Source organism: Halobacillus amylolyticus (assembly GCF_022921115.1).
GTDB lineage: Bacteria > Bacillota > Bacilli > Bacillales > Halobacillaceae > Halobacillus_A > Halobacillus_A amylolyticus.
In genome coordinates, this window is the sequence record NZ_CP095075.1 from 1137660 (window position 1) to 1162383 (window position 24724).

25 protein-coding genes, 2 pseudogenes and 1 riboswitch are annotated in these 24724 nt (G+C 40.6%); of the genes and pseudogenes, 8 read left to right on the forward strand and 19 right to left on the reverse strand.

Annotated features, from left to right (window positions below):
* Positions 1-27 precede the first annotated feature (27 nt).
* The 6 genes from fdhD to thiT form a co-directional block, all read right to left on the reverse strand.
* Positions 28-819, reverse strand: coding sequence for a formate dehydrogenase accessory sulfurtransferase FdhD (gene fdhD / locus MUO15_RS06015; protein ID WP_245034351.1), 792 nt, complete (start codon positions 817-819; stop codon positions 28-30).
* A 141-nt stretch (positions 820-960) separates the two neighbouring features.
* Positions 961-2151: an MFS transporter gene (locus tag MUO15_RS06020; RefSeq protein ID WP_245034353.1), complete on the reverse strand. Its 1191-nt coding sequence runs from the start codon at positions 2149-2151 to the stop codon at positions 961-963.
* Positions 2152-2214: 63 nt separating this feature from the next.
* Entirely contained in the window at positions 2215-2802 is a 588-nt protein-coding gene (locus MUO15_RS06025) for a DUF2087 domain-containing protein (RefSeq protein WP_245034355.1), read from the reverse strand.
* A 103-nt stretch (positions 2803-2905) separates the two neighbouring features.
* Positions 2906-3667: a sporulation protein gene (locus tag MUO15_RS06030; RefSeq protein ID WP_245034357.1), complete on the reverse strand. Its 762-nt coding sequence runs from the start codon at positions 3665-3667 to the stop codon at positions 2906-2908.
* Between the two features lie 18 nt (positions 3668-3685).
* Positions 3686-4561 (reverse strand): DUF1028 domain-containing protein, encoded by an 876-nt coding sequence (locus tag MUO15_RS06035; protein ID WP_245034359.1) that lies wholly within the window; start codon positions 4559-4561, stop codon positions 3686-3688.
* 121 nt (positions 4562-4682) lie between these two features.
* A complete protein-coding gene (thiT, locus tag MUO15_RS06040; RefSeq protein ID WP_245034361.1) occupies positions 4683-5255 on the reverse strand; it encodes an energy-coupled thiamine transporter ThiT in 573 nt (190 codons plus the stop codon).
* Between the two features lie 80 nt (positions 5256-5335).
* Positions 5336-5439: riboswitch (TPP riboswitch) on the reverse strand.
* A 166-nt stretch (positions 5440-5605) separates the two neighbouring features.
* Here thiT and rpsN point away from each other — a divergent pair.
* Positions 5606-5875: a 30S ribosomal protein S14 gene (gene rpsN / locus MUO15_RS06045; RefSeq protein WP_245034363.1), complete on the forward strand. Its 270-nt coding sequence runs from the start codon at positions 5606-5608 to the stop codon at positions 5873-5875.
* 506 nt (positions 5876-6381) lie between these two features.
* Here rpsN and MUO15_RS06050 read toward each other — a convergent pair.
* The gene (locus MUO15_RS06050) at positions 6382-7116 is read right to left on the reverse strand and encodes an alpha/beta hydrolase (protein ID WP_245034365.1); all 735 of its coding nucleotides are present in this window, start codon (positions 7114-7116) and stop codon (positions 6382-6384) included.
* Positions 7117-7176: 60 nt separating this feature from the next.
* The gene (locus tag MUO15_RS06055; RefSeq protein WP_245034367.1) at positions 7177-8013 is read right to left on the reverse strand and encodes an SDR family oxidoreductase; all 837 of its coding nucleotides are present in this window, start codon (positions 8011-8013) and stop codon (positions 7177-7179) included.
* A 218-nt stretch (positions 8014-8231) separates the two neighbouring features.
* On the opposite strand from MUO15_RS06055, the gene MUO15_RS06060 reads away from it, so the two are divergent.
* From MUO15_RS06060 to MUO15_RS06070, 3 genes are all read left to right on the forward strand, one after another.
* On the forward strand, positions 8232-8345 hold the full coding sequence (locus MUO15_RS06060) for a YjcZ family sporulation protein (RefSeq protein WP_245034371.1): 114 nt from the start codon (positions 8232-8234) through the stop codon (positions 8343-8345).
* A 117-nt stretch (positions 8346-8462) separates the two neighbouring features.
* Entirely contained in the window at positions 8463-9047 is a 585-nt protein-coding gene (locus tag MUO15_RS06065) for a YgjP-like metallopeptidase domain-containing protein (RefSeq protein ID WP_245034373.1), read from the forward strand.
* 141 nt (positions 9048-9188) lie between these two features.
* Entirely contained in the window at positions 9189-9725 is a 537-nt protein-coding gene (locus tag MUO15_RS06070; RefSeq protein ID WP_245034375.1) for a hypothetical protein, read from the forward strand.
* Between the two features lie 101 nt (positions 9726-9826).
* On the opposite strand, the gene zupT is transcribed toward MUO15_RS06070, so the two are convergent.
* The 4 genes and pseudogenes from zupT to MUO15_RS22115 form a co-directional block, all read right to left on the reverse strand.
* Entirely contained in the window at positions 9827-10633 is an 807-nt protein-coding gene (gene zupT, locus MUO15_RS06075) for a zinc transporter ZupT (protein WP_245034377.1), read from the reverse strand.
* Positions 10634-11111: 478 nt separating this feature from the next.
* Positions 11112-12254: a S1C family serine protease gene (locus tag MUO15_RS06080; RefSeq protein WP_245034379.1), complete on the reverse strand. Its 1143-nt coding sequence runs from the start codon at positions 12252-12254 to the stop codon at positions 11112-11114.
* Positions 12255-12258: 4 nt separating this feature from the next.
* Positions 12259-13329: an FxLYD domain-containing protein gene (locus MUO15_RS06085; protein ID WP_245034381.1), complete on the reverse strand. Its 1071-nt coding sequence runs from the start codon at positions 13327-13329 to the stop codon at positions 12259-12261.
* 48 nt (positions 13330-13377) lie between these two features.
* Positions 13378-13467, reverse strand: a pseudogene (locus MUO15_RS22115) (zinc-ribbon domain-containing protein); the annotation flags it as partial.
* 423 nt (positions 13468-13890) lie between these two features.
* On the opposite strand from MUO15_RS22115, the gene MUO15_RS06090 reads away from it, so the two are divergent.
* Positions 13891-14406, forward strand: coding sequence for a hypothetical protein (locus MUO15_RS06090; protein WP_245034383.1), 516 nt, complete (start codon positions 13891-13893; stop codon positions 14404-14406).
* Positions 14407-14875: 469 nt separating this feature from the next.
* Positions 14876-15157, forward strand: a pseudogene (locus MUO15_RS06095) (3D domain-containing protein); the annotation flags it as partial.
* A gap of 92 nt (positions 15158-15249) precedes the next feature.
* Here MUO15_RS06095 and MUO15_RS06100 read toward each other — a convergent pair.
* Positions 15250-15489 (reverse strand): hypothetical protein, encoded by a 240-nt coding sequence (locus MUO15_RS06100; protein WP_245034385.1) that lies wholly within the window; start codon positions 15487-15489, stop codon positions 15250-15252.
* 203 nt (positions 15490-15692) lie between these two features.
* On the opposite strand from MUO15_RS06100, the gene MUO15_RS06105 reads away from it, so the two are divergent.
* Positions 15693-16931, forward strand: a complete 1239-nt coding sequence (locus MUO15_RS06105) for a YeeE/YedE family protein (RefSeq protein ID WP_245034387.1) — start codon at positions 15693-15695, stop codon at positions 16929-16931.
* 64 nt (positions 16932-16995) lie between these two features.
* On the opposite strand, the gene MUO15_RS06110 is transcribed toward MUO15_RS06105, so the two are convergent.
* The 4 genes from MUO15_RS06110 to MUO15_RS06125 all read right to left on the reverse strand — a co-directional run bounded on the left by MUO15_RS06110 (position 16996) and on the right by MUO15_RS06125 (position 21581).
* Positions 16996-17394 carry a secondary thiamine-phosphate synthase enzyme YjbQ gene (locus MUO15_RS06110; RefSeq protein WP_245034389.1) on the reverse strand — a complete coding sequence of 133 codons (399 nt, stop codon included), beginning with the start codon at positions 17392-17394 and terminating at the stop codon, positions 16996-16998.
* Between the two features lie 20 nt (positions 17395-17414).
* Positions 17415-18374 carry a diaminopimelate epimerase gene (gene dapF / locus MUO15_RS06115; protein WP_245034391.1) on the reverse strand — a complete coding sequence of 320 codons (960 nt, stop codon included), beginning with the start codon at positions 18372-18374 and terminating at the stop codon, positions 17415-17417.
* Positions 18375-18423: 49 nt separating this feature from the next.
* Complete coding sequence (locus tag MUO15_RS06120) at positions 18424-20451, reverse strand: iron ABC transporter permease (RefSeq protein ID WP_245034393.1); 2028 nt, start codon at positions 20449-20451, stop codon at positions 18424-18426.
* Between the two features lie 134 nt (positions 20452-20585).
* Positions 20586-21581: an ABC transporter substrate-binding protein gene (locus MUO15_RS06125; RefSeq protein ID WP_245034395.1), complete on the reverse strand. Its 996-nt coding sequence runs from the start codon at positions 21579-21581 to the stop codon at positions 20586-20588.
* A gap of 371 nt (positions 21582-21952) precedes the next feature.
* Between MUO15_RS06125 and MUO15_RS06130 the strand changes: the two genes are divergently transcribed.
* Positions 21953-23005, forward strand: coding sequence for a Delta(10) desaturase DesB (locus MUO15_RS06130; protein WP_245034397.1), 1053 nt, complete (start codon positions 21953-21955; stop codon positions 23003-23005).
* Between the two features lie 119 nt (positions 23006-23124).
* Here the strand turns inward: MUO15_RS06130 and ilvA are convergent, their stop codons facing one another.
* Together ilvA and leuD are read right to left on the reverse strand one after the other, a co-directional pair.
* Positions 23125-24132, reverse strand: a complete 1008-nt coding sequence (ilvA, locus tag MUO15_RS06135; RefSeq protein ID WP_245035876.1) for a threonine ammonia-lyase — start codon at positions 24130-24132, stop codon at positions 23125-23127.
* Positions 24133-24135: 3 nt separating this feature from the next.
* Positions 24136-24723 (reverse strand): 3-isopropylmalate dehydratase small subunit, encoded by a 588-nt coding sequence (gene leuD / locus MUO15_RS06140; RefSeq protein ID WP_245034399.1) that lies wholly within the window; start codon positions 24721-24723, stop codon positions 24136-24138.
* Position 24724 lies beyond the last annotated feature (1 nt).

Consider the following 24724-nt stretch of genomic DNA (forward strand, 5'->3'; position numbering starts at 1 on the left):
TTGAAGTTCCTCCTTAGTTAAGATCTACTATTCCTTTGGTTGAATAGCTAACCTTTTAGCATGCGTGTAAATATTCATTCTCTTCCCTCTTACAAAACCAACCGCAGTGATATTTAAATCTTCCGCAAGCTTCAGAGCAAGATCTGTCGGGGCCGATTTTGATAAAAGAAAACCAATCCCCATTTTAGATACCTTCAATAATACTTCTGAAGAAATACGTCCACTAAAAATAATAATTTTATTTTTTCTTGAGAGACGCTGCTTTAATAGATGACCATTTAATTTGTCTAAGGCATTGTGTCTTCCTATATCATTGAAGACAATCTCCACACCCTGTTCAGATGCAATGGCTGCCTGATGGACACCACCTGTTTTTTTGAACATATCTGCTTCTTTTTGAAACGCTTCCATCAATGTTAAACAAAGCTCCGGCTCAATTTTCATTTCATTCATAACCGTCTTAGCAATCTTCGCATCATTTTGAAAATAGAATGCCCGGCTTTTACCACAGCAGGAACCAATCCACCGCTTCGTCGTATCTACTTTTTCAAATGTGACATTTGTCTTTATGTAAGCAAATCCTCGTTCTTCATCAATTGAAATGGAATCAACATCTGCTATTGTTCTGATTGCTCCTTCTGATGCTAAAAACCCTATAACCAGTTCTTCTAAATGCATTGGCGTGCACACCATTGTAGCAAATTCTTCATCATTTAAAACAATTGTCAGCGGATATTCTTCAGCAACTTCATCGGACTCTTCTATAATTAGCCCATGATCATATTTAATCATGTCCTTCTCTGTTGTACCTTTCCTCATATGACCCCTTCTTTTCAATATATTGATTTATACCCTACTTATTAAATAATCAAACATCCTCTCAAAAATCAATGAAAAAGACCTGTGACTCATTGTAGAATCACAAGCCTACAGGGTCAATGGATAAGGAGACATCTTCTTCTATTTTTCTGTTAAATTTTTGGATGAAAATGAAAAAGTAAAAACTAGTATGAATAGAAACATAACAAAGATAGCTGCAGAACCACCTACAAGGCCTATAATTCTGGGGGAGAACAACTCCAGAAGCCAACCTGCACTAAACATCGCTATACCTATCACTACGTTCGATATTGATTCAATCACCCCAAACACTTCACCTTGCTGAGATTTAGGTGTCCTTCTCATCACAATACTATCAAAGCAAGCAGCACCAACTCCGCCAATCAAAGAAATTCCTGTAAAGGTTATAGCTATGTACCATAGCGTTGGTGCCTGGCTGGCAATGATTTGCAACACCCCTTCAAGACCAACTGATATGATTCCTATCAAAAGTAAATTTCCGGTAACCTTTTTCGAAACAAAAAAACTGATCACTAGCCCAATTCCTAGAGCACCATACAGGATTCCAACACCTAAATCTGCCATTGAAAATGTCTCCGCCCCATAATAGCTGATTAATACATTAAAGAAGCCATCCAGCATCGCAGACACAGATTGGATGACCACTATAAACATAACAATTGGACCAAACGTTCTGTTAAGGTGCGGCCTTTTAATCATTATAGGTTGGTCCTGATTCACTTCTTTTTTTATCACGAGATGTTTTATAATAAGCGCAGCAGCAATGAATGTACACGCATTAAGAGCAAAAGCCACATCCTTCCCTACAAAAAATGCTACGACACCGCCTGTTACGGAACCGGCCACTAGCACAATCCCTATCACAACCTGCTCTAATCCATTTACTTTAGTGTAGTGTTGCTGGTCAACGATCACTCCGATGCTACTTTTTCTAACAGGTTGATAGATGGCTTCTCCACAAGCAAGTACAAACATGCTAACGTAGATAATCCACAGATCTTCAACTGATTGCACGAATAAAAAGGATAGGGCAAATGGAACTCTTACCACATCTGTTACGATCATAATCTTCCGCCGATCCCAGACATCTGCAAGCTTTCCGGCAATCGGGGATAATACTAAATAAGGAAGAACGCGCATCCCCATCACAATCCCAACTGCTAATCCTGAATCTGTTAGCTCCAATAACAGTGCCAGCACAGCAACTTGACTAAATCGGTCTCCTATCCCGTTAACAATCCCTGAACAGAATAAATAGCTGTAAGGATGCTTATGGAAACAATCTGACATATTCTACCCCCCTTTAATTAGATATATATCTAATTAGAGTTCAAAAAAAAGGTGATAGACCATTCACCTTTTCACAACAACTGGCCACATCTCCATAGGATTTAACTCGTATCTATTATTTTCCCGATACATAAATTGCTGCATAATCCATTCTCGTCTCATCGTTGCATAATCCTCATAGAACCGTTGAATATATTCATTTACCTCGGATTCCTCATACACTTTACCAGGCTGAAATTCCTGTACATAATAAGATAAAATTACAAGCTTCTTCTTCAGTTGACTCGGCATCTGCTTCAACCTGCCATCCCCCGTGATAAAACTGTTGATAATCTTACGTTGTTCCGCTTCATTTACATGCAGTTCTTCTTTCTTCACTTCCTCATCTCCTATCCTCAAGATCGCCGTAGCCATGAATTCTAGTTTCTTTTTATCCAAGTAAAAGTAAATTGTATTTTTATCTCTTCTCGAATAAACCATCCCTGTGTCTCTTAACTTTTTTAAGTGGTGGGTAATGGTTGGCGGCCTCAGACCAAGTTTCTCAGCGATCAACTGACCATGCATTGGGCCTGTAAGTAAAAGCGATACAATTCTTAATCTCGTTGGATCTCCTACAGCCTTGTGAAAGGCAATCATTTTATTTAATTGCATAATCAGCCTCCATTATTCGTGATTCATCTAATTAGATGTTAATCTAATTGTGGGGAAAAGTCAAAAAAAGCTGCCAGAGTTAAAAACTCTAGCAGCTTTTTGATTATTTTGCATGTTCTCGTATAGTTCTCCCAAGCTCTCTCGCAACCGTTGCCGACCCCGACTGTAAATCTTCTTTTGAAAAATACAGCTGAATATTCGTTTCATCCATTTCGAGGGCTTCTGCAAACAAACCGCCCAATCCTCTTGCTTTTCGGTCGACTTGTAACAATACACGTAAACCTTGATGATCTAAAAAGAAAATCAGTTCCAACTCATCTAAGTATCCTCTGAATTCACCACCAGGGAGAAATTCAAATTCCTGGACATAGCCGTGCCTTCTTGAATGCTCCATTTCCACCTTTTTCAAACGAAAGCCAAGCTCTCTTTCCACCGCTTGAAGTACAGTATCAATATGTGGATGGACAGATACTTTAATATAATCTCGATCCTCAGCATCAAGGGCCATTGGAATGTCAAGTCCTGTTTCAAACCATAAAGGAAGCCTGTTTAGTGTAGCTGGTGTGTGGGTGGGGATATCGATGGAAAAAGGAATTTCCTTCGTCTCCTTCGCAGCAATGACAAATTCACCTGACACACGATATTGTTCCAGCTTTACCGTTTCTTTCACTTTCTTATCATCGACTTCTCTTAATGCTTCAGTCATTAAGAAAATAGTGATCTGCTCAATCTCCTGTTCTACTTCACCACCTTGAACAACTACCTTGCCTGCTACAGTTTCGCCAGGTTGGAACTCTAGCTTCTCAAGCTGCGTATCAACTTTGGCTGCGCCAATGCCTGCACGCGCCATTAGTTTTTTAAACATGACTATTCCCCCTCTTTTTTACCTTTCTGAATCCATTCGCTCAAGAAAATGATACACTTCTAAATCCAACCAGCCCTTGTCCTGTTCACGCCCTTCGAAATTTTCTCTGTGTAGAAATGTCGTGAGGGCTTCGTAGAAATCGTCAGAATCCGGTTGCTCGCTTGCCAAAAACCCTGTTCTGTACAAATGATGAACAACGCTCTCCTCAAGCTCACCTTCTAAACGTTTAATATTTCCCTGCTTGGATTCCCCGAAATATAGCTGTTGAAGCTTGTAAATTCGTGATAATTCTTGAATGGGTTCAGGATGATCATCCACCCGCAAATCGACAAAGACATCACTAAGCCCGCCATAGCCTCCTTTTTCCTTTACAACGTAAATCGCTGCAGATTGTCTCCCCCTGCTGTCTCCGCCCGCTTTTTCAGCAGCTTCAAGTCCTGCTAACAAGCGGTCCGCTAACGTCCCTTCACTTGACTCAAAAGCACGCCCCATTTCTGTCACCGTTTCTTTATTTACTAAAATATTTCCTTGTGCTGTGTAGTGTTTTCCTGTTACGCCTCCAGCCCAGTCATAGCAGCGTTCACCAGTGAATGTAGCTGCTCTTCCCTCGGCATCAATAATTCCCACTTGGCGATCTGCAGCCTCAGGATCATTCTCTATCAGTCTATCCACGGTTTCCTGGGCACTTAATCCTTCACTTAACAATTGCAGGCCATCAGGACCGTAAGCAGGATTAGCAAATGCTTGTGTGGCAATTGCTCCGACACCCGCTTTCGCCCAAGGCACTACTGCGCCTACACCGAGGAATTTTGATTGGACAGCAACCCCGAGCTCTCCTGTTTGTGGATCAAATCCGACAATTGAATAGGTTGCAATTACTTTAGAATGTTTCATTGTTTTTCTACCCCTTTCCTATATACATGATTCGACTCTTTCATATTATTCACCTTTCTATTTTACAAAAAAGAACCTATTTTCGCAGCATTAAAAACTTTTAGAAAATAGGTTTTTCTTGCTATGAATGATTTATCAATAAAGCTGGACGCTGTGAAAACAACAAGCATAATATGATCGCACTTAAAATAAATGTTGGCAGCATATAACCACCATTGTAAAGCAATGAATATAACCAAACTGGCTGGCCTGGTGGGGCAGCGGCGCCATAGAAGGCAATTCCAGCAAAGAAGTGGGCTACAAATCGAAAGAGACTGCCTACAAACGCCCCTGCAATTATCCATACAACTAAGCGCTTCATATGCCTTGCTTGGGCAGCTTCCCAAACCGGCTTGGCGAAAATCCCCGCAAGTCCAATGACGGTGAACGCGACAATATAGTCAAGGAATGTTTGCAATGGTGTTATCATATAAGCACCCATTAATATTTGATAGAATCCTAGCAGAAGCCCTGTCAATAAACCACCACGAAGCCCCCATCTAAATGCCATAATAAACACGGGAACCATTGCAAAGGAAACCGATCCCCCTTGAGCCCAGAGCTTAAATGATAGAAATGGAATAATATCAAGCAAGATCGCTAATGCCGAGAAAATAGCCACTTCTACCATGAACAATACACGTTTACTTTGCATAACCAACAACCTCCTTTTTTCACACACAAAAAAAGCGATGCCAAAGGGAAGCTTCCTGATGGAGGAATCCCTTACATCGCCATCAAAAAAGCCACCATCCCTACGCCAGTACTAACTGACAGGTTCGAAGGGTCTGAACAAAAATTGTTCACTCTCAGCTATAAAAGCTCCCCTTGAAGGCTATATACGTTTGCTCTTTTTGCTATGAATCTATTATAAATCAATCATCCTCTGCATTCAATGCAAAGCCGGTACGGAAACGACTAACCTGCCACCTGGTTTGACAAAGGTGCCTTGAGTTAATATAATATAATTCGTAACAATTACTATTTATGAAAAGGAGAACTGCAATGGCTAAACAAGCAATGATAGAAAAAGAACGCAAACGTCAAGCGACGTATGAAAAATATAAAGATTTGCGAAAGCAATTAAAGGCGGAAGGCAATTATGAAGCACTTAGAAAGTTGCCAAGAGATGCCTCACCTACACGGCTTCATAATCGCTGTGAGTCAACTGGAAGACCTCACGGCTATATGAGAAAGTTTGGGCTTTCAAGAATTAAATTTCGCGAACTCGCTCACAAAGGACAGCTTCCCGGAGTCAGGAAAGCCAGCTGGTAAGAACAAAAGCGCAAGCGCCCGTTAGAAAAAAGACACACAGAAAAACCTTAGGAGCTCATAGGAGTTCTAAGGTTTATTTACATACCATCAATGCTTTTTGTAAGGCTCTTTTCGTAAATTTTGTTGCTCTTTATCCCCCGCAGATATAAACCTTCGTCACGACAGCAAGATTGATTTCCACTTCGGGCCGTCGCTTTCCGCGGGCAACGCTTCAGCTTCCTCAGAAGCAAAAATCGCTTCCTGCGGGATCTTCAGCTGTTGCTTTTCCCGCAGGAGTCGACGGCCCTACGCTCCAATCAACCGCCATATCAGCGAAGGAAATACGAAGACTCCTGCGCGAAAGCGAAGACGATGAGACCCCACAGTGAGCGGCCTTTGCGAGCGAGGAGGCTCAGCGCGCCCCCGCGGAAAGAGTAGTGTATTTCCAAAGCCGTATGTTATGACGCAGTTTATAGTTTTTGTGTCAAAAACAACAATCTTTTAGAAAACAGCCTTTTGTAAAGAGCTTATAAGGTTTTAGCATACATTTGAAAAAATTCAAGACTTCGCTCGATAATCAAATCTTGATCGTTGTCTAATGTAGCAACATGGTAACTGTTTTCCAAGCGGACAAGCTCTTTATGCTCGGAGAAGACTGAGTCAAAGATCGTTTCAGAGTTATCCGGGGGAACAACATGGTCTTCCTCAGAGACAAAGATTAGTGCCGGGCAGTGGATATCCGCGAGTCCTTCATGAACCTCTTTCATCAATGCCATTAAAGAGCGAATCGCATTGATAGGTGTTTTATCATAAGCCAGCTCCTCCACATCTTCTTTTTTGATGTCAGAACCAATCGCTGCAACAAAACGATCTTTCGTTGATTCCATCACATTTTCCATATCAGGAATATCAACCGCTCCATTTATGGAAATAACCCCATTGATCTTCTTATATTTTTCAGCAAGGTATAACGCCAGTGTCCCTCCCATCGATAATCCTACAACGAAAATGATGGAACACCGTTCATTCAGCCATTGATAGGCAGTTTCGACCGATTGAATCCAATCATCCTTGTTCGAAACCTCCATATCCTCAGGAGTCGTTCCATGTCCCTCAAGTCTCGGACAAGCGACTGTATAGCCTGTTTTTAAGTAAGCGTCAGCGAGAGGTTTCATACTTTGCGGTGTTCCAGTAAATCCATGACTTACAAGAATGCCTACTTCGTTTCCTTCAACAAAAATTGGTTCAGCCCCATTCATCATTACACATCTCTCCCCATTTCTTTTCTACACATTACCCTATCTAAGGCTGTAAGAAAACCCTTACCCAAGCAGTTTCTTCAACACCGTCTTTTCAAGAAAAGACCATGGCACTACTTTTTTCAAAAATAAATTCAGCCTAACACCAGCGCCAATGGGATAACGGAGTTTTCTAATTTGAGATTTGCCGGCCATCCTCGTCATTAGATCAGCAACCTTTGCTGGAGCTCCGTGAGATTCACTGTTTAATGCTTTCCATAATCCCCTTACATAGTGAGCATAAGGTGAATCAGGATCATGCACAGCCTTTGGAAGTTCCATTCCGCTTGTCCAGATGTTGGTTTGATAAGAACCTGGTTCAATTAAAGCCACATCAATCCCAAACGGCTTCACTTCAAAACGTAAGCTTTCCGTCAACCCTTCTAGGGCATGTTTTGAAGATACATAAGCCGACAAACCAGGAAAGCCAATCCGTCCGCTAATACTGCTGACATTTATAATCTTGCCTTGTCCTTGTTTACGCATGATCGGAAGTACGGCTTGAGTCGTTCTAATTACTCCGAATACATTCGTTTCAAATTGTCGTCTGTAAGCTTCGATCGGCACCTGTTCCAAAAATCCTCCTATAGCAAAGCCCGCATTGTTCACTAAAACATCCACGCGATTCAATTGCTTCAGCTTTTGCTTAAAATCTTCTATAGAATTGTCATCAGTGACGTCAAGCGGCCAAATTTCAATACGTTCTCGGATAACAGAAGAGATCCGGTCTGTCTTAAACACTTCGGCTTTACTCATATTTCTCATTGTTGCAATGACGTGGAAGCCTTTCTCTGCACATTTTAAAGCCGTATGAAAACCAAATCCACTCGAAGCCCCCGTAATAATAATTGTTCGTTGCATCGCTTTTTATCCCCCTCCACTATAAGTTCCATGAAAGCTGCCTATTCCCTGCTTTTTTAACAACTTTCAAGGTCAACTTTCTAACATACAGAATGACAGTCACCTTTTCCGACATAGCCCTCGACTGGAATTTCCATAGTTACAAACTTCACACCACCACATAGACATTCGACTTTACTAAGAATTAGCATCTTCATATATTATAATATGAACATAAAATGAGTGACTATGGTGGATGCGGTTGTGGAAGACGTTGCGGCGGCGATGGATTCGCCCTCATTGTCGTGCTATTCATTTTACTAATTATTATCGGTGCAGCAGTTGGCAAATAATTTTCAAGCAGGGAAATCTTCTAACCGGAAGCTCTCCCTATAATATAGGTTGCCTTTTTGACGGTACTTGCTCTCTCCATTAAAATAAGTAAAAGAATACATTGAAAGGGGATCATTATGCCCACCATCAAAGACGAGCACCATACGATTACGTACAAGCTGACAACGTTGTCCGATATCCACTTTATTAAAATTTATCTAGACGATTTAAATGGCGTTCATGTGACAGCTTCAACGTCTAAATCACAAAGCAAGGTAGAGGATTTTTTACATAAGAAGATTCAATGGATGAATCAAAAGTGGCAGAAAATCCATGAAGACTTATATCAGGAAGTGTCACTAAACACTCAGGAAACCCCACGGATTACATATTTAGGCAAGGCATATAAGACAATCATGTCCGAAGCAAACGAATCAAGCTTCTCTTTTAACAAAGGTAAATTTCATTTCACCTCCCTTAAAGGATCATCTGAGGAGGAGAAACAAGAGGAGTTTGAACGACTTCGTGATCAGTGGTTTAGGGAGAAAGCTGAAGAGAAGTTTAAAAGCATTCATAAGTGGACCGTATTACCTGAGCAGGACTCTCTGCGTTTAGGTTACAAAAAGAATCAAACCATTTATTTAAATTGGCGTTTAATTAAACGTTCAAAGCAAAAAATTACAACTGTCATTGATGATTTAATTGATGAAAGAGAATTTTAGTGGCTGTGCGGAATGTAAAACTCCGCACAGCTTTTTTCTTATTACTTGGTTTATTGGTTTAGAAAAGTTATTGAAACCTAATTGGCTTGCATACGTAGAAAGGATAACGAGGATTTAAATTATAAGTGGGGGTATGATCCAATGAGAAATCACGTACTTAATTGTATCATCCTGTTCGGAATTTTGTTTTTAATTGCTGGCTGTTCTTCTTCTGCGTCACCCATTAAAGATGAGAACATCGTTCATATAGAAGCCGTTTTAGAAGAAACATTTACGGGTCCTCATGGAGAATTAACTACAATTTACGCGGAACTTGAAAATGACAGTATGGAAATAATAAAAGCTGCCTCAAAAGACTTAAGGATATATTATGAAGAAAACCTCAAATCCTACTTTACAGGACAGTATTACACCAAATTCGTTAATACGAATAAAGCATCAACGTTTCACCGAACGGCGTACAGAAACGGCTATCAAATGGAAATTAAAGACATTAATATTGAGCAAGGTGAGAGCACCGAGACTGCTTACGATTTCACAGTTAATGTAGGATACAAAAAAGAAGGGGAAGCTATTGTAGTAACCGGGAGAGTCAATGTGAATGATGATGGGAAAGTTACAAGGGTCATCTATCACAATGGTGGTGCGTTATTTGAAGCAATGGGAAAAGGCCGTTAAGTTTTAGAGCTATTTTAGGTGAATTCTTTAACAATGGAACAAGGGTTTTAATGGAATGAGAGAAGGAACTTCCTTAATGAGGAAGTTCCTATTTTTATATCTCAAATAAATAATAATAAACTTACCGCCATAACAGCCATTCCTGCTACTACACCATAGATGGATAAATGGGATTCCCCATATTGCCTGGAAGCCGGCAGTAATTCGTCTAATGAAATAAAGACCATAATGCCCGCGACCCCGGCAAATAAAATTCCGAACAATGCGTCGCTCAAGAATGGCATGAGTACTAAGTATGCAGCTAAGGCCCCTACTGGCTCTGACAAGCCGGACAGAAACGATAGTTTAAAAGCTTTCTTCCGATCACCTGTTGCGAAATAGATTGGTACAGACACAGCAATCCCTTCTGGAATGTTATGAATAGCAATAGCAATGGCAATAGCAATCCCCAGGGAAGGATCTTGCAAAGCCGATGTAAATGTTGCAATTCCTTCAGGAAAATTGTGAATAGCGATAGCCAGTGCTGTGAAGGTTCCCATTTTTAACAATTGGGTATTTTTAACCTCTGTACGAGGCTTAGACATGTCTTCTACACTTTTTGGTTCATGGGGGTTCCCCTGTTTCGGAATGGCTTTGTCAATAATTGCAATAACAAGCATCCCCCCGAAAAAACTAGCTACTGTTATCCAACTTCCCAGTTGCACACCCATAGCACTAACAAGTGATTCTTTTGCTTTAAAGAAAATTTCAACCATCGACACATAGATCATGACCCCTGCAGAGAAACCTAAGATAAACGACAGGAATCTTGTGTTCGTTGTTGATGTAAAAAAGGCCAGCACACTGCCGATTCCTGTAGCTAATCCTGCCATTAATGTCAATCCAAAAGCAAGTAACAGATTTTCCATACAGCTTTTCTCCCCTTTAGCTTACTTAGTCATAGTGTAGTTCATTTCTTTCCTCAATGCAACTTTTTTAGTTGTAGTTACATTTTATGTATCAGTTAAAGTTTCGCTACAGAATTTTTTAATTTTTCCCTCAAGTGAATGACGGTTATTTTCCCAAAAAAAATGAGGCTGGGACATAAGTAAAGCAATGATGTCAAAGAACGAACGGTAAAAAATGAATAGTATAAACGCAGATCATTAGCATAGTCAAAATACGTAGACTCCTGCGGGAACAGCGCGAGCCAAAGACCCTGCAGGAAAGCGTCCTTTGCTTTCCGAGGAAGCTGAGGCCGTGCCCGCGGAAAGCGAACTGTTTTGACGAAGCGATGGCAGAAATCCTTCCTTGGCACACAAATAATCCGAACAGATTTCACTAGAAATCGTTCGGATTATTTCATGCCTTATTCAGTTTTGTCTCAGCCTCATTCCTAGTTATATATTATAATTGTTCTCCAGTCTCGGAGATCAGCTTCATTTGATCGTTCTCATAACTAACCAAAAAATGACATTTATATTTTTTCATTACAACTTCACCATTTTTCGTCTCTTCCGTTGTGAGAAAAGCAGTCACCTGTACTTCATTGTCCTCGACTGGATCAGCTACAATATTATCAATTGATACAGATAGTTTGTGGTTATAGCCTTTACGAAATTCTTCATAAGAAGTGCTGCCTTGCCAATCACTTCCTAACAAGGAGTACGCCGTTACGAAGTCACCTTGATTGATACTATCGTAAAAGTATTGAACAATATAAGTCGCTTGATCGGCATCAGTTGTGTGAACAGGTGGTTCCTCTCCTGAGTTTGCCTTTAATTCCTGAAATTCAGGAATTTCCTTCATCGGGGATTTTGACCATTGCTTGACCATTGGAAGAATATCCAAAATAGGAATACTAAAGCCGATGGTTTCTTGGCCCAGTTTAGCCGAATTTATCCCAATTACCTCTCCCGTTTTTCCATTCAATAACGGCCCACCACTATTCCCTGGTGAAATCGGTGCAGATATTTGATAGACATTTTCATAAGTGAACGGAGGTAGTTCGAAGTTGCGATCCAATCCGCTAATTTCGCCGGTAGTTACTGTATTCTGAAGACCAAGCGGACTCCCTAACGCAAGTACTTCTGTTAAAAGCTCGACATCATCCTTCTCGTGGATTGGGAGAGGGTCCATTCCTTTAAGTCCGGGAACTCGTACAACGGCCACATCTGTACTTCTGCTAATCCCGATCACTTCTCCTGACATTTCCTTGGAATCCGCTGTTACAATGGTCACATCTTTTGTATTCGCAACCACATGGGCATTAGTAATGACATCACCCTTCTTATTATAAAGAAACCCAGAACCTAATGAACCATTTTGCAGTTCAATCTGAACAACTAGTTTTTGTGATTGATAGATAATATCCTGTGTACTCTTAGCTACCGTTTGGCTTTCTTCTTCTGAAACAGGCTGATCTAATAGCGAACTTGCTTCAAGCTGTTTTGGAACATGATTTATTACGTATAAGGTTCCTGTAACCCCAATACAAATAAATGCGAATGTCAAAATCAGGCTTATGATCCATGTTCGGTTCACCGCCATCCTCCTATTCTACATACCACTCGATATTGGTCACTTTGACTGTGACGTCACCTTCAAGATCGTAATAGTTTTTTTCAAACTTCCCTTTATCCCCCGGGCTTAAATACATGGGATATATTTGCGCCGTGTCTTTCTTCAATACTTCATTTTCTTTATCTTTTAATTCAAACGTCACTTCAATTGAACTTACGATTTTTGTAGCTTCACTACCCACTTCCCCGGTTATTTTCACATCATCATACTCATCTTTAGTTGCCTTAATCTCAAGTACTTTTACCGCGTTTTTTTGATTCTTAAGATCTTCTTCCGCAGCTTTCTCCATAGCATGTTTTATACGTTCTTGTTGTCGCTGCTCAAAAGCCTGCTGCTCTTGTTCAACTCGATTCTTTAATTTGATGAGTTTTTCATTGTTTACTACATACTGCAGGCCCTCATCTACTGTTGCTATGGCTTCATTAAATTGTTTTTCTTTCATTGCCGCTTCTGCTTTTTTAGTAGAAATGGCTACAATTTTTTCGTTAATTTTATTACGTGCTTTAGCCGCCTCTTTTAAGTCTAACCTAGATAATGTACTCAACTTGTCCGCTAACTCATCTATATTGGTCAGCTGTGTAATTTGATTATTAATCTCACCTATTGTGATCTTAGTGGCTAAGTTTTCAGCTTTTGGAATGAGTGTGGCTGAAAGACGGTTTTGATCATTAGAAATTTGCTTTTGTATCGTCGATAAACTTGTTTGTGCTTCTTCGAGGCGATTGTCTTTAACGTATTCCACAACTTTATTGAGGTCATTATTCATCACTAATACAGAACGAACACTCGTCAAATCACGTTGAAGGGCTTCAAACCCAGGACGCTTTTTCGCAGCCTCAGATAACATCGATTCAGCTTTTTCGTATTCACCTTCTAAAGCGGCTTGTTCAGCTTCTTTTTTTATTGATGCTATTTCCTCATTTATGTTCTCCTCGTACATATATGTAAAACCTATAATGCCTAAAGCAAGAATCAATGTAAAGACAGGCAAAAAGATTGCCCACCCTCTTTTGGTGTCGGAAGGTTGTTCGAATGAATCCATAGAGCTTACCTGCTCTTCCTGGACATATGGCTCTTTATCTATCTTTTCACCACATTGGGAACAAAAACGCGAGCCCGGACTATTTTCACTTCCACATTCTTCACAATATTTGATGGGCCCGTCCTCCTTTATCTTCAAATCATTTAATCTACATTATATCATGATTTTTCAAAAACCGACCTTGAAATTGAGCTTTTCCAGCATATATTTGATGCGGTTTATCAACAAATTAGATAAACACACTGCCACGTTCCAGTAGGTTGCATAGAATATGATATTCCCTTCTACCAGTAACAGTTTATCAATAAGAACACCTTCTTTGAAAGGAGTGTTATGATGAGAGAACGTCCTAATCAAACTCGTCCAACAAAAAAGACACCAAAGAAACGTACTTCTTGTTGCGGCAAAAAGCGCCTAAAGAACAAATAAACAGGCCCCAATACAAATAGACCGTTGCATATAGATGCGCGGTCTTTTTGAGTTTTTAAAGAAATATTTTTCTCTACTATTCATATAGTTATTACTAGGTCAAGTTAATCCATGATAAGGGGGAAAATTATAATGAACGAAGACTCACTTACAAATAAAATTAACAGTCGTATTCAACACCTAGATAAAACATTAAACCGCCCTAGTCTCGTGTTCGGATACTTCACTCATAACCTGCTAACCGACCACAAACTAGAAAAGCTAAAAATAAGCGGCAGGTTTATTTTAGATAACTTCACACAGAAAGACTTAGAAACTCCAGTGATAAAGCTTCATGTCCATACATCAACCAATGCCATTTTTAAAGGCTGCTTATTAGAAGAAGATCCCAAGACCACCATTCAATCCGGTCGACATTCATGGATAAGCGACAAGGGGCAAGAAAATCAAATCATCATAAAATCTTTCGAGGAAAACACATTTTTAAAAAGAAATCGAAGGCTGATCATCGACCATATACTCATTGAATTACCTGTAAACACTCCCCATCATTTATCCCTGTCTGCCTACATAGATTTTGGGAAAAATAGCCGATATAGCAAACATTCACTGAACTCAATTGAGGTTAACAGTATGGAGATTACATGAAGAGAACTCGGATTGTCCAAGCCCTTGTGTATAGTCTCTGATCAATGAGTCGGTTCTCAGTTGCCTCTGCCCCTTCATCGTCTGTGTAAACCTGTTTATCCAGTAAAAGGATAAGTTGGCATAGCATTTATAGGGTAGAAATCCATGGTAACTTTGTAACAGAAACGTTATAGAATTGTAGGACTTTTTTATTTGTGATGCTCTAACCAAGTTGTTATAATGCTCAAGTGATTGTAAGAGAAAGGAGTAAAAAGTCATGAGAACATTGATTGTATCGTTATCATTTCTATTTATTTATATAGTAGGTTTACCTGATATTGGAGCAGCTCATATCTATGCAGATGAAGTTGCTAGTGAACAACAAGCCCCGGAAAAAGCCCAAACAAAATCGCTTAATCTGGATAAAAAGCCGCTTGGTCACGAACGTTTTAACAAAACGGATGAGAATAAAGAAGTTAAACGTGTGGTAAGTGTTGAGGCAACAGCCTACACTGCTAACTGTGAAGGCTGCAGTGGGACAACCTATACCGGAATTGATCTTCATGCAAACCCAAATAAAAAGGTTATCGCTGTCGATCCAAATGTTATTCCATTAGGTTCGAAAGTCTGGGTTCCCGGTTACGGGGTGGCTATCGCGGGTGATATTGGTGGAGCGATTGAAGGCAATCGTATCGATATCTTTATGGATCAGTATAGTCAAGCCATAGAGTTTGGACGCCAAGATATCAAAGTAGAAATATTGGAATCTTAACAAATAAAGAGGGTCAGCTCATTAATTAAGAGCTGACCCTTTTCCATTAACTCTGTCGCCTGCCAAATCATAAAACGACTAATTAAGCCCCGTTATTCACGGGAGAAGCGAGTTTTTCTGGCAGCTTTATCTAAATAGAAGCTTTGCACACTATTCGTGTGAATCGCCACACCATCTTCTAAGAACCACCAATCACCCTTATCCAGCTGTTTGACAATAAATTCTGAAGCTTCTCTCTCTGTCATTTCTTCACTTAAATCAAGATCATGTGCAACTATTCTTTCACTGTTTAATAAGAAGATAACGTGCCATGATTTTTTACCTGTTGCCAATTATCTCACCATCCTTTATGTATCTTACCTATTCGGTTCCCGCTCTTTAGTTAATTTAACCTTAAAATTAAAAAATATTCTTCATTTTTACTCGTCAGATAGCGGGTGTCAGTGATTCAATCATTTTACATACTAAATAAATTATCTTATGATAAGTTACGTTCTAAACACAAAGTAAACAAGTAGGAATAAGGAGGTTAAGAATGGCTACCCAACTAGATCAATGGGATAAACGGGCAACAACTATGATTGCTCCATTGAATCCTGTTCAAAAACCATTAGTCTTATTAGGGATTGCAGCAGCAATTCTTTTATTCATAACAATCGTTTCCGTCACAACGGTTACACAAGGGATCCTGTTTATCATTGGGATCGCTTTTGGCCTTTCTCTTTTGTATGCTCGATTTGGGTTCACTTCAGCGTTTAGGCGTCTGCTCTCAGTTGGAAATGTGCAGGGCCTTCAAGCCCATATGGTCATGCTGGCTGTTGCTACAACACTTTTTGCTATTATTCTATCAACTGGATTCAGTTTCACAGGGGTCACACCCACTGGTTACGTTTCACCTGTAGGTATAAGTGTAATCGCCGGTGCCTTCATGTTTGGAGTAGGAATGCAAATGGGATCTGGCTGTGCTTCTGGTACACTCTATACAGTCGGTGGAGGACAATCTTCTATGGTCCTAACATTACTAGGATTTATAGGCGGCTCGGTCTTAGGGGCTTACCATATTGTATTCTGGCGAGATCTCCCCGCCCTCCCGGCTATTTCTCTTGCAGAATCGACAGGTTTTGGTTATTTCGGAGGCTGGGTCTTACAAATTGCGATCTTCCTAGGTATTTATGCCATTACTGTAAAAATCGCACGTAAAAAGAATCCGCCTCAGATGGCTCCGCTTAAAACGACATCCGGTTGGAAAAAACTTTGGCGGGGAGCTTGGCCCCTGCTAGTTGCAGCAGTTGTATTAGCTGTCCTTAATGCGATCACCCTTTCTGTTCGAGGCAATCCGTGGGGAATCACATCAGCCTTTGCCCTTTGGGGTTCTAAGTTTCTTCAGACCTTTGGCGTAGATGTAGCTAGTTGGGGATATTGGCAAGGGAATACGGAACCATTAAATCAAACCGTATTGGCCGATTCCACAAGTGTTATGAACTTCGGTATTATTCTTGGCGCCTTTATCGCGGCGAGCTTTCAAGGGAATTTTAAACCGAGAAAAATTAAACCAGGAATTGCAACTGCTTCTATTCTAGGTGGTGTACTCATGGGTTATGGTGCTCGCTTAGCGTTTGGATGTAACATCGGTGCTTACTTTGGCGGAATAGCTTCATTTAGTCTGCACGGATGGGTATGGATGATTATGGCTCTTGCTGGAACATTTTTAGCGTTATTTATCCGACCACTATTTGGACTTAGTAACCCGAGTCCGAAAGATTCGATTTGTTAGTATGACTTTTCAGCTGTAAAAAAAGCGTTAGGACCTCGAAATACAGGTTCCTAACGCTTTTTTCTTATTTCAATACCTTCGCGATTACTTTCCTGGATCTTGGACCATCAAACTCACAAAAGTATATGCCCTGCCATGTTCCTAATACCAGCTTACCATTCTCAATAATGATTGTTTGAGCATGTCCAATATAACTTGTCTTCATATGAGCAGCTGTATTGCCTTCCATATGCTTGTCTTTTCGATCCTCCCACGGAAAAACTTCACTCCATCTCCGGAGCATGTCTGTTTTTACATCAGGGTCAGCATTTTCATTTATGGTAATGCCTGCTGTTGTATGCATGGAAGAAACAATCACAGCGCCTGCTTTAATCCCTTCTTCTTCTATCCAATTGGCAATATCTTGTGTGATATCAATCATTTGATCATGATATTCGGTCTTTACCGGAAACGTTTTGATCACATGAGTTCACCTCACTAAGATTAGATTTGTGACTTTGCATAACCCTCGAGCTTCTTGTACATATCAGCTTCCTCGTGAAATGTTTCAGAATCAACTATTCCCCAGGACAATTCCTTTAAGTCTACTTCAACTGTGGCACGGTACACATTTGTAGCATTCCCTTGAAGCGATATAGAATAACGTCCATTTTCTTTTGAAACGACACAGTTCACTAGCCCGCCTTTATTGATCACGACGATTGGGACATTTAAGTCATTCGACCCAATCAGCGTTGAGACGAGGGCTGAAGCAGACATGGCTGTTCCACAGGCATTGGTTAATCCAACTCCGCGTTCAAATGTCTGAACAAAGATTTTATTTTGATCTATCCTTTTTATAAAACTGACATTCACTCCATTTGGAAAAACGTCCGCGAGCTGGTTCGCTTTCTCCCCGATAGCAGCTAATTCATCTTCTTCATAATCCTCTACAATAGAGACAATATGTGGGTTCGGTACACTCAAGGCTGTAAATGTATAGACTTTCGAAAGTTCCGGAATTTGAACGTTAATCGCTTCACTTGCCTTATATTGCATCGGTAATGATTCTACCTCAAAGGAAACAGGCTCAATCGCTACGGAGAAAGTATCAATTCCTGAAAAAATCGGTTTAACTTGACTGACTGCAAGTACGGCCTTATCCGTCTCGATCTCAACTGCTTCTTTGCCGGTTTCTTCTATAATATAACGTGCGACACAACGCAAACCATTTCCACACATTTCAGCCTCTGTGCCGTCAGAATTAAACATTCTCATTCGTGCCTCAGCTTTACTGCTTTCCATGACAAACAGGATCCCGTCAGAACCAATTCCGTCAATCCGGTTACACAATAAAATCGAAAGATCATACCGTTCCTGTTCAGAAAATGCATAGGAATGCGTACGTTCATCAATCAAAATAAAGTCATTTCCTGACCCATGACATTTTATAAATTCAATCATATCTAGACTCCCTTTAATCTTTTCTCCATAATAGCATAGTTACGGACCCCTACGTTGAACGGCGCTTCATTAGCCATAAGAAATATGGGGCGCCAATTAATGCAACTAAGATCCCTGAAGGAATTTCGTTCGGTGCGAGTAGTGTTCGGCTGAATAAATCGGCTATCACAAGTAGAAAGCCGCCGATAAGCATCGTTACAGGCAACAGTTTTTGGTTGGCACTACCAACTAGCAACCTGGCAAAATGGGGAGCAATTAATCCGACAAAACCAATCGACCCCACCGCCGCCACACTACAAGCAGCTAGTAATGTGGCCAGTAAAGCCATTTGGAAGCGCACAGATGAAACGCCAAGACCTAACCCTTTGGCTGTTTCGTCCCCTAAGGAAAGAACATCCAACGTTTTAATATGAAAAGCCAAAATAGGAATAAATAAGATTACCGGCCAAATAAGAAATTGCAGCAGTTCCGGCCATCCTCTAGCATATGTGGTGCCAGATAACCACGTTAATGCCGAAGCTACTCCCATATCAGCTTGAACGACTAAAATCTGAATAATAGCTGATCCAAATGCCGAGATCCCAATCCCTAATAAAGCTAACGTAGTTGGGTGAAAATTGGCTTTTGCTCCAAGCCCCATAACAAGAAGAAAAAAAACAAAAGCGCCGGCCATTGCACCAACAGGGATCCAAGCAGCAGACACACTAAACACATACATCGTTGTCAGTGCACCCACTCCTGCGCCCGAAGTAATCCCAATTACCGATGGATCAGCCAAAGGATTTCTCAGTACTCCTTGGAAAATTAAACCACTGGCAGCAAGAATAGCTCCACTTAATAATGCGACCATGGACCGTGGTAACCTTAACTCAAGGATAAAATTACGAATAAACTCATTGGCGTCTCCAAACAAAGCATTCATCGTCAATAACGGTTCAAACCCATAATTGCCTGAAGACATACTAACAAATATAGTAATTAGGATAACCACACTTAATACAGGAATTAATTTTGCTAAAGGTACATTTGTTGCAGATTTCCCTGCCATAATTGTCCCGTTTTCCTCGGTATTACTGTCATTTTTCATACGAAGGACAAGCCAGATTAACCACGGTGATCCCACAAGTGCTGTAATCGCACCTACCGGTAATTCTGCAAAGGAAGGATCGATCACTCTAGCCATTACGTCAGCCAACAACAGCACATTTCCTCCCCATATAAATGAACCAATGATTAATGGAATATGTGAGCGATATCCTATCAATTTTATAATATGCGGGGCTACAAGACCTACAAATCCGATTGGACCGACAATGCTCACTGTCACAGACGTTAGCAATACAGCAGCGAGAATCGTGATTAACTTTACTGTACGAACATTTTGACCTAACGCTATAGCCACATCATCCCCGAGTGTTAGGGTATCAAGCTTACTGGCAAAAACAAGTAAAAGGAGCACCGATAGTAAGATAAACGGTAAAGAAAATTGAACACCACTCCAATTATTTTGAACGAGTGTCCCAGATCCCCATAGAAATAGACCTTGTACTTCATTTTCATAGAAAATTTGCAGGACTGATGTTAATGAAGAAAATAAGAAGGTTACAATCATCCCTGCTAATACCATTCGTACAGGTGTTGCATTCCCTGCACCAGATAATAAGTAAACAATTAAAAATGTAAAGACACCACCAAGGAAAGCTGTAACAATACCGTTAGCAAACATAGCAAACGGAAAAAAAATGGTTGTCACAATAACTGCAAAATACGTACCTGAATGTATTCCGAGTGTACTGGCTGAGGAGAGGGGGTTTTTCGTTACGGTTTGCAGAACGACACCTGACACCGCCAGTGCTCCTCCTGCAAGGATCCCCATAACAGCACGGGGCAGCCGCAGTATACGTACAGTATGATGTTCTAATGTATCCTTGGGGCTAAACACAGCCTCCATAACCGTCCCAAACGGTATAGATACATTTCCTTGATTAATATGTATAAAGGTTAAAACACATAATAAAGCAGCCCCACCACCAAACGTAAGAGCTCCAATCAATGTATGCTGCAAAAAACGATTCATAAAATCACTACTCTCTATTAAAAGCGGATCAAGGCGGTTAGAGGCGACTGCATAAGCAAAAACCCGTACATGAACCATGAGAGGTCAGGACGGGATTTCACTTACATAACAGATGTTAATAGTAAGGCCAACTTCTATCTCTCTACCATTGATGTTACAATTTGCTCTGCCAAAACTTGTGCGGACAGTGGACCACCGAATGTCCACGTGCTACCAGGAAGTTGGTACGTTCGGTCTTCTTTAACGAAAGCTAAATCTTCCCATACAGGATTTCCTGCTAGCTGCTTACTAAAGATGTTATCCTCCTCTTGAACAATATAGAAGAAATGAGCATCTTGATAGTTCTGTAATGTTTCTACTGTCGTCTGAGTATATCCATAGACCTCAAGTTTATCTGACTCAAAGGCATTGGTCATCCCTATATTTTTCATAACATGCGAGACCATGGAATTATCTGTAAACAGCCTCAATGTCGGTGTGTTTTGAGAAGTAAACGCCTGTGTAATAACATAATTAATGTCTGTATAACCGGCTTCTTCAAGACGTGCTTGCTGGTCTTTAAATGTTTGTTTCATGTTGGTTAATACTTCTTCAGCTTTTGCTTCTTTCCCAACAATTTTTGCTACTTTATTAAACTCGTCGATCATACTTTGATATTGGTTTTGAGCACTTTCCTCTGAATAAGGAGCAAACATGACTGTCGGTGCAATCTCTTTTAACTGATCGGCGATTTGTTCATGACGGAATTTTACGCCAATAATTAAATCTGGATCCAACCTTGCAATAGCTTCAAGATTTGGTTCAGCACGAGTCCCTACATTTTCCACCTTATCACTAAAAGGAATGCCTACGTCAACCCACTCTCCATATTGATCAAGACCTGCCACACCAACAGGTTCCATACCTAAGGCTTGAAGATCTTCTGCATAGGTCCACTCTAAAACTACCACTTTCTTAGGTGTTCCTTCAATCGTTTGATCTCCCATAGCATCTTCTATCGTTACAGAACGAGTACCTTCACTCGATTGAGATTCAGTGCTCCCCTCTTCATTAGTGTTTTCATTTCCCCCACTGCACGCTGTTAACACCGTCAGTATTAATAGTAAAAATGCCAACAAGTATTTCTTCATCACTCTTCATCCTTCCTCTATTTTTTACGTTTGTGATATTGAAAAGTATGGATTTATCATGAGCGTAATAAGTAAACTTATGTATCAAATATCCTATAGTCTTACTACCTCTACCTGTTCACGATAAATCTTTTCATATGATCTCCCTAAATGATAAAGATTATCATTATCACTAGTCATTATAATACCTAAGACTCACATCTGTGTCAATGACAATTTGATCATCGTTTATTTAATTTTGAAATAAGACTTAATATTAGTACCTGGTAATATATAATGATTGACAGACGGTCATTCAAATTGCTACTCTTAAGTAACTAAGGATTCCGGTAAGTGTTACCGTGTCCCGCTTTCGTGAAAAGGAGAATTCTATGGAGGACTTACATTCATATGGCTGGTATGCAAAACGAGTTGCGAAATATATGCCTAAAGGCGTTTTCAAACCTGTCCCTAAACGATTATGGGGTGGATTAGCCTATTTAGCTATCGTCATTGCTGGAGTATTGTCGATTAGTTTATTTGACTGGTATCCTTTCCTTTACTTGCCTATTTCTCTCATTTTAGGTGCAAGCTTTGCTGGAATGGGATTTCTTGGACATGAAATATTACACGGCACTGTTGTTAAAAAGGCTTGGATACGCGATCTCCTAGGTGCAATCGCATTTTGGCCGCTTAGTACAGGACCTAAACTTTGGAGAAAATGGCATAACTTGAATCACCACATCCATACACAGCACGAAGAAAATGATCCGGATTCATGGCCTACATTAGAACGACTCAGCCGATCTAAGATGATTCGCTGGATCTATAAGCTCCCACTATTTATCAGAGCCTTTTTCGCATTTGCTTCCCTTACAATCCAGTTCACAGCCCACTCACTTAAAATGTTTTTCGCCTATATTAAAGACTTTAAGCCAAAGAAACAGCCGGAGGTTTGGCTGCAGATGATTCTTCCATGGGCTAGCTGGCTTGGCTTGCTTTTACTAATTGGCTGGGAAAAATGGATATTTGCCTTTTTCATCCCTCTACTGATTGCTAATTTAATTGTTATGGGGTATATTTCAACGAATCACCGTCTGAACCCTCTCGTACCCGTAAATGATCCGCTGGCCAATAGCTTAAGTGTTACCGTTCCAAAATGGGTGGATTATATCCACTTTAATTTTTCCTATCATACGGAACACCACCTGTTTCCTGGTATGAGTTCTAAACATTATCCCCTAGTTAAACATCATATTAAAAGGTTGTGGCCTGACCGTTATCACGAAATGGCAATGGGTAAAGCACTTGTTGCTCTCTGGAAAACACCTCGGCCTTACTTTGACAACAGGGAACTCATCGACCCATCACGGGGAAATCTTTACGGTTCGCTTGGGAATGGATTAAATCCAGAGCAAATTAAAGCTAAAAAAATGGATAAGTAATAGTATTAGATCGCTGTCTCAACCTTAGTTGAGGCAGCTTTTTAATGAGATATTTAACTATACAGGCATTTAAAAGAACGCCACTCAAAGCTGATCTGCTTCGAGTGGCGCCTTATAACTTAGACCATTGCCATTTTTTTTGCCAAAGCCAGTCGTTGTACATGTGGTAATCGGGAGACATCCATATTTCCTCCGCTGATCACAACACCACATTTCTTCCCAGCCAAAGCTAATTTTTCCGCCAAGATGGCTGCAAGGGCCGTCGCACCTGCTCCTTCAACTAATGTCTTTTCCCTTTCAAGCAGTTGGAGTATGGTGCTGGCAATTTGCTGTTCGTCTACAGTTACGATTCCATCTACATATTTCCTGATATAATGGAAGGTTAATTTTCCATGCTGCTTCACAGCGATCCCATCCGCAATCGTGGATACGGAAGTGAGTTTTTTGGGCCCACGCTTATAAAATGCATTGTAGGTTGCCGGTGCTTGGGCAGATTGTACGCCTACCACTTTAATCGCAGGTTTTAATTGCTTAGCTGCATAGGCAATCCCTGCAATTAGTCCACCTCCACCAATGGGTACAACAAGTGTATCAAGATCCGGTTGCTCTTGAAGCATTTCAATAGCCACAGTTGCTTGACCAGCCATTACATCCACATCGTCAAACGGATGGATAAATATTGCCCCGCAAATTTTCTGTTCTTCCATTGCAGCTGCATACGCTTCCTGAAAAGATTCACCTGTTAGAACCGGTTTAGCTCCATATGCCTCAGTTGCCTGCACCTTTGCTTTAGGCGTAGCCTCTGGCATAAATATTTTCGCAGGTATTCCACGTTTGGCTGCTGCTAGTGCTACGCCCTGCGCGTGATTTCCAGCTGATGCGGCTATGACTCCACACCGTGCTTCTTGGTCCGTCAACTGGGAAACTTTAAAGGATGCACCTCTAACTTTAAATGCCCCCGTCTTTTGTTGGTTCTCTAACTTCATGAACACTTGGCTTCTCGTCAATTGATTAAATGTTTCAGAGGTTTTAAACGGTGTTTGGTGGACCACATCATATAAGTGTTCTTTAGCTTCAAAAACTTTAGGTAGGGTTAAGAAATTCCCAACGTCTTCACTCCTTAAGATGAATTATTTAGCCTGCTGTGTTTCATAGCGTGCAATGGCTTCAGCATAATTAAGCGTTACAGATATTTCGTCCCAGCCGTTGAGCAACATATTTTTGTGGTAAGGTTGAATATCAAAGGTTGCTTCTAAACCATTGTCACTTTTTACTTGCTGATTCTCTAAATCAACATGTACTCTAAGCTTTTCCTCTTTTGCCTGGTCTAACAGTTCATTCACTTTTTTCTTCGGCAATACAATAGGCAGAATCCCATTTTTAAAACAGTTGTTATAAAAAATATCAGCAAAACTCGGTGCGATAACGACTTTGAATCCGTAATCTTGAATTGCCCATGGCGCGTGTTCTCTTGAGGAACCACAGCCGAAATTTTCGCCGCCTACCAGCACCGTCGCTTCTTTATACATTGGATCATTCATCGAAAAGTCTTCGCGCAATGTTCCATCATCATTAAAACGCCAGTTGTAGAAAAGGAACTGTCCAAATCCCTGCCGTTCAATTCTCTTCAAAAATTGCTTTGGAATGATTTGGTCTGTATCCACATTGGACCGATCGAGAGGATAGACTAATCCTTCGTGTTGCTGAAATGGTTCCATA

What these genes read in the sequence shown, in the direction of transcription:
- MUO15_RS06120 (WP_245034393.1), bottom strand. Translation starts at nt 20,451, where the DNA reads ATGAATCGTTTTTTGCAGCATACATTGATTGGAGCTCTTACGTTTGGT.
- MUO15_RS06050 (WP_245034365.1), bottom strand. Translation starts at nt 7,116, where the DNA reads ATGATGAATGGGGCTGAACCAATTTTTGTTGAAGGAAACGAAGTAGGC.
- leuD (WP_245034399.1), bottom strand. Translation starts at nt 24,723, where the DNA reads ATGGAACCATTTCAGCAACACGAAGGATTAGTCTATCCTCTCGATCGG.
- thiT (WP_245034361.1), bottom strand. Translation starts at nt 5,255, where the DNA reads ATGCAAAGTAAACGTGTATTGTTCATGGTAGAAGTGGCTATTTTCTCG.
- MUO15_RS06105 (WP_245034387.1), top strand. Translation starts at nt 15,693, where the DNA reads ATGGCTACCCAACTAGATCAATGGGATAAACGGGCAACAACTATGATT.
- MUO15_RS06055 (WP_245034367.1), bottom strand. Translation starts at nt 8,013, where the DNA reads ATGCAACGAACAATTATTATTACGGGGGCTTCGAGTGGATTTGGTTTT.
- MUO15_RS06020 (WP_245034353.1), bottom strand. Translation starts at nt 2,151, where the DNA reads ATGTCAGATTGTTTCCATAAGCATCCTTACAGCTATTTATTCTGTTCA.
- MUO15_RS06080 (WP_245034379.1), bottom strand. Translation starts at nt 12,254, where the DNA reads ATGGCGGTGAACCGAACATGGATCATAAGCCTGATTTTGACATTCGCA.
- dapF (WP_245034391.1), bottom strand. Translation starts at nt 18,374, where the DNA reads ATGATTGAATTTATAAAATGTCATGGGTCAGGAAATGACTTTATTTTG.
- MUO15_RS06030 (WP_245034357.1), bottom strand. Translation starts at nt 3,667, where the DNA reads ATGTTTAAAAAACTAATGGCGCGTGCAGGCATTGGCGCAGCCAAAGTT.
- zupT (WP_245034377.1), bottom strand. Translation starts at nt 10,633, where the DNA reads ATGGAAAATCTGTTACTTGCTTTTGGATTGACATTAATGGCAGGATTA.
- MUO15_RS06085 (WP_245034381.1), bottom strand. Translation starts at nt 13,329, where the DNA reads ATGGATTCATTCGAACAACCTTCCGACACCAAAAGAGGGTGGGCAATC.
- rpsN (WP_245034363.1), top strand. Translation starts at nt 5,606, where the DNA reads ATGGCTAAACAAGCAATGATAGAAAAAGAACGCAAACGTCAAGCGACG.
- MUO15_RS06025 (WP_245034355.1), bottom strand. Translation starts at nt 2,802, where the DNA reads ATGCAATTAAATAAAATGATTGCCTTTCACAAGGCTGTAGGAGATCCA.
- MUO15_RS06065 (WP_245034373.1), top strand. Translation starts at nt 8,463, where the DNA reads ATGCCCACCATCAAAGACGAGCACCATACGATTACGTACAAGCTGACA.
- MUO15_RS06035 (WP_245034359.1), bottom strand. Translation starts at nt 4,561, where the DNA reads ATGAAACATTCTAAAGTAATTGCAACCTATTCAATTGTCGGATTTGAT.
- MUO15_RS06090 (WP_245034383.1), top strand. Translation starts at nt 13,891, where the DNA reads ATGAACGAAGACTCACTTACAAATAAAATTAACAGTCGTATTCAACAC.
- MUO15_RS06130 (WP_245034397.1), top strand. Translation starts at nt 21,953, where the DNA reads ATGGAGGACTTACATTCATATGGCTGGTATGCAAAACGAGTTGCGAAA.
- fdhD (WP_245034351.1), bottom strand. Translation starts at nt 819, where the DNA reads ATGAGGAAAGGTACAACAGAGAAGGACATGATTAAATATGATCATGGG.
- MUO15_RS06125 (WP_245034395.1), bottom strand. Translation starts at nt 21,581, where the DNA reads ATGAAGAAATACTTGTTGGCATTTTTACTATTAATACTGACGGTGTTA.
- MUO15_RS06060 (WP_245034371.1), top strand. Translation starts at nt 8,232, where the DNA reads ATGAGTGACTATGGTGGATGCGGTTGTGGAAGACGTTGCGGCGGCGAT.
- MUO15_RS06070 (WP_245034375.1), top strand. Translation starts at nt 9,189, where the DNA reads ATGAGAAATCACGTACTTAATTGTATCATCCTGTTCGGAATTTTGTTT.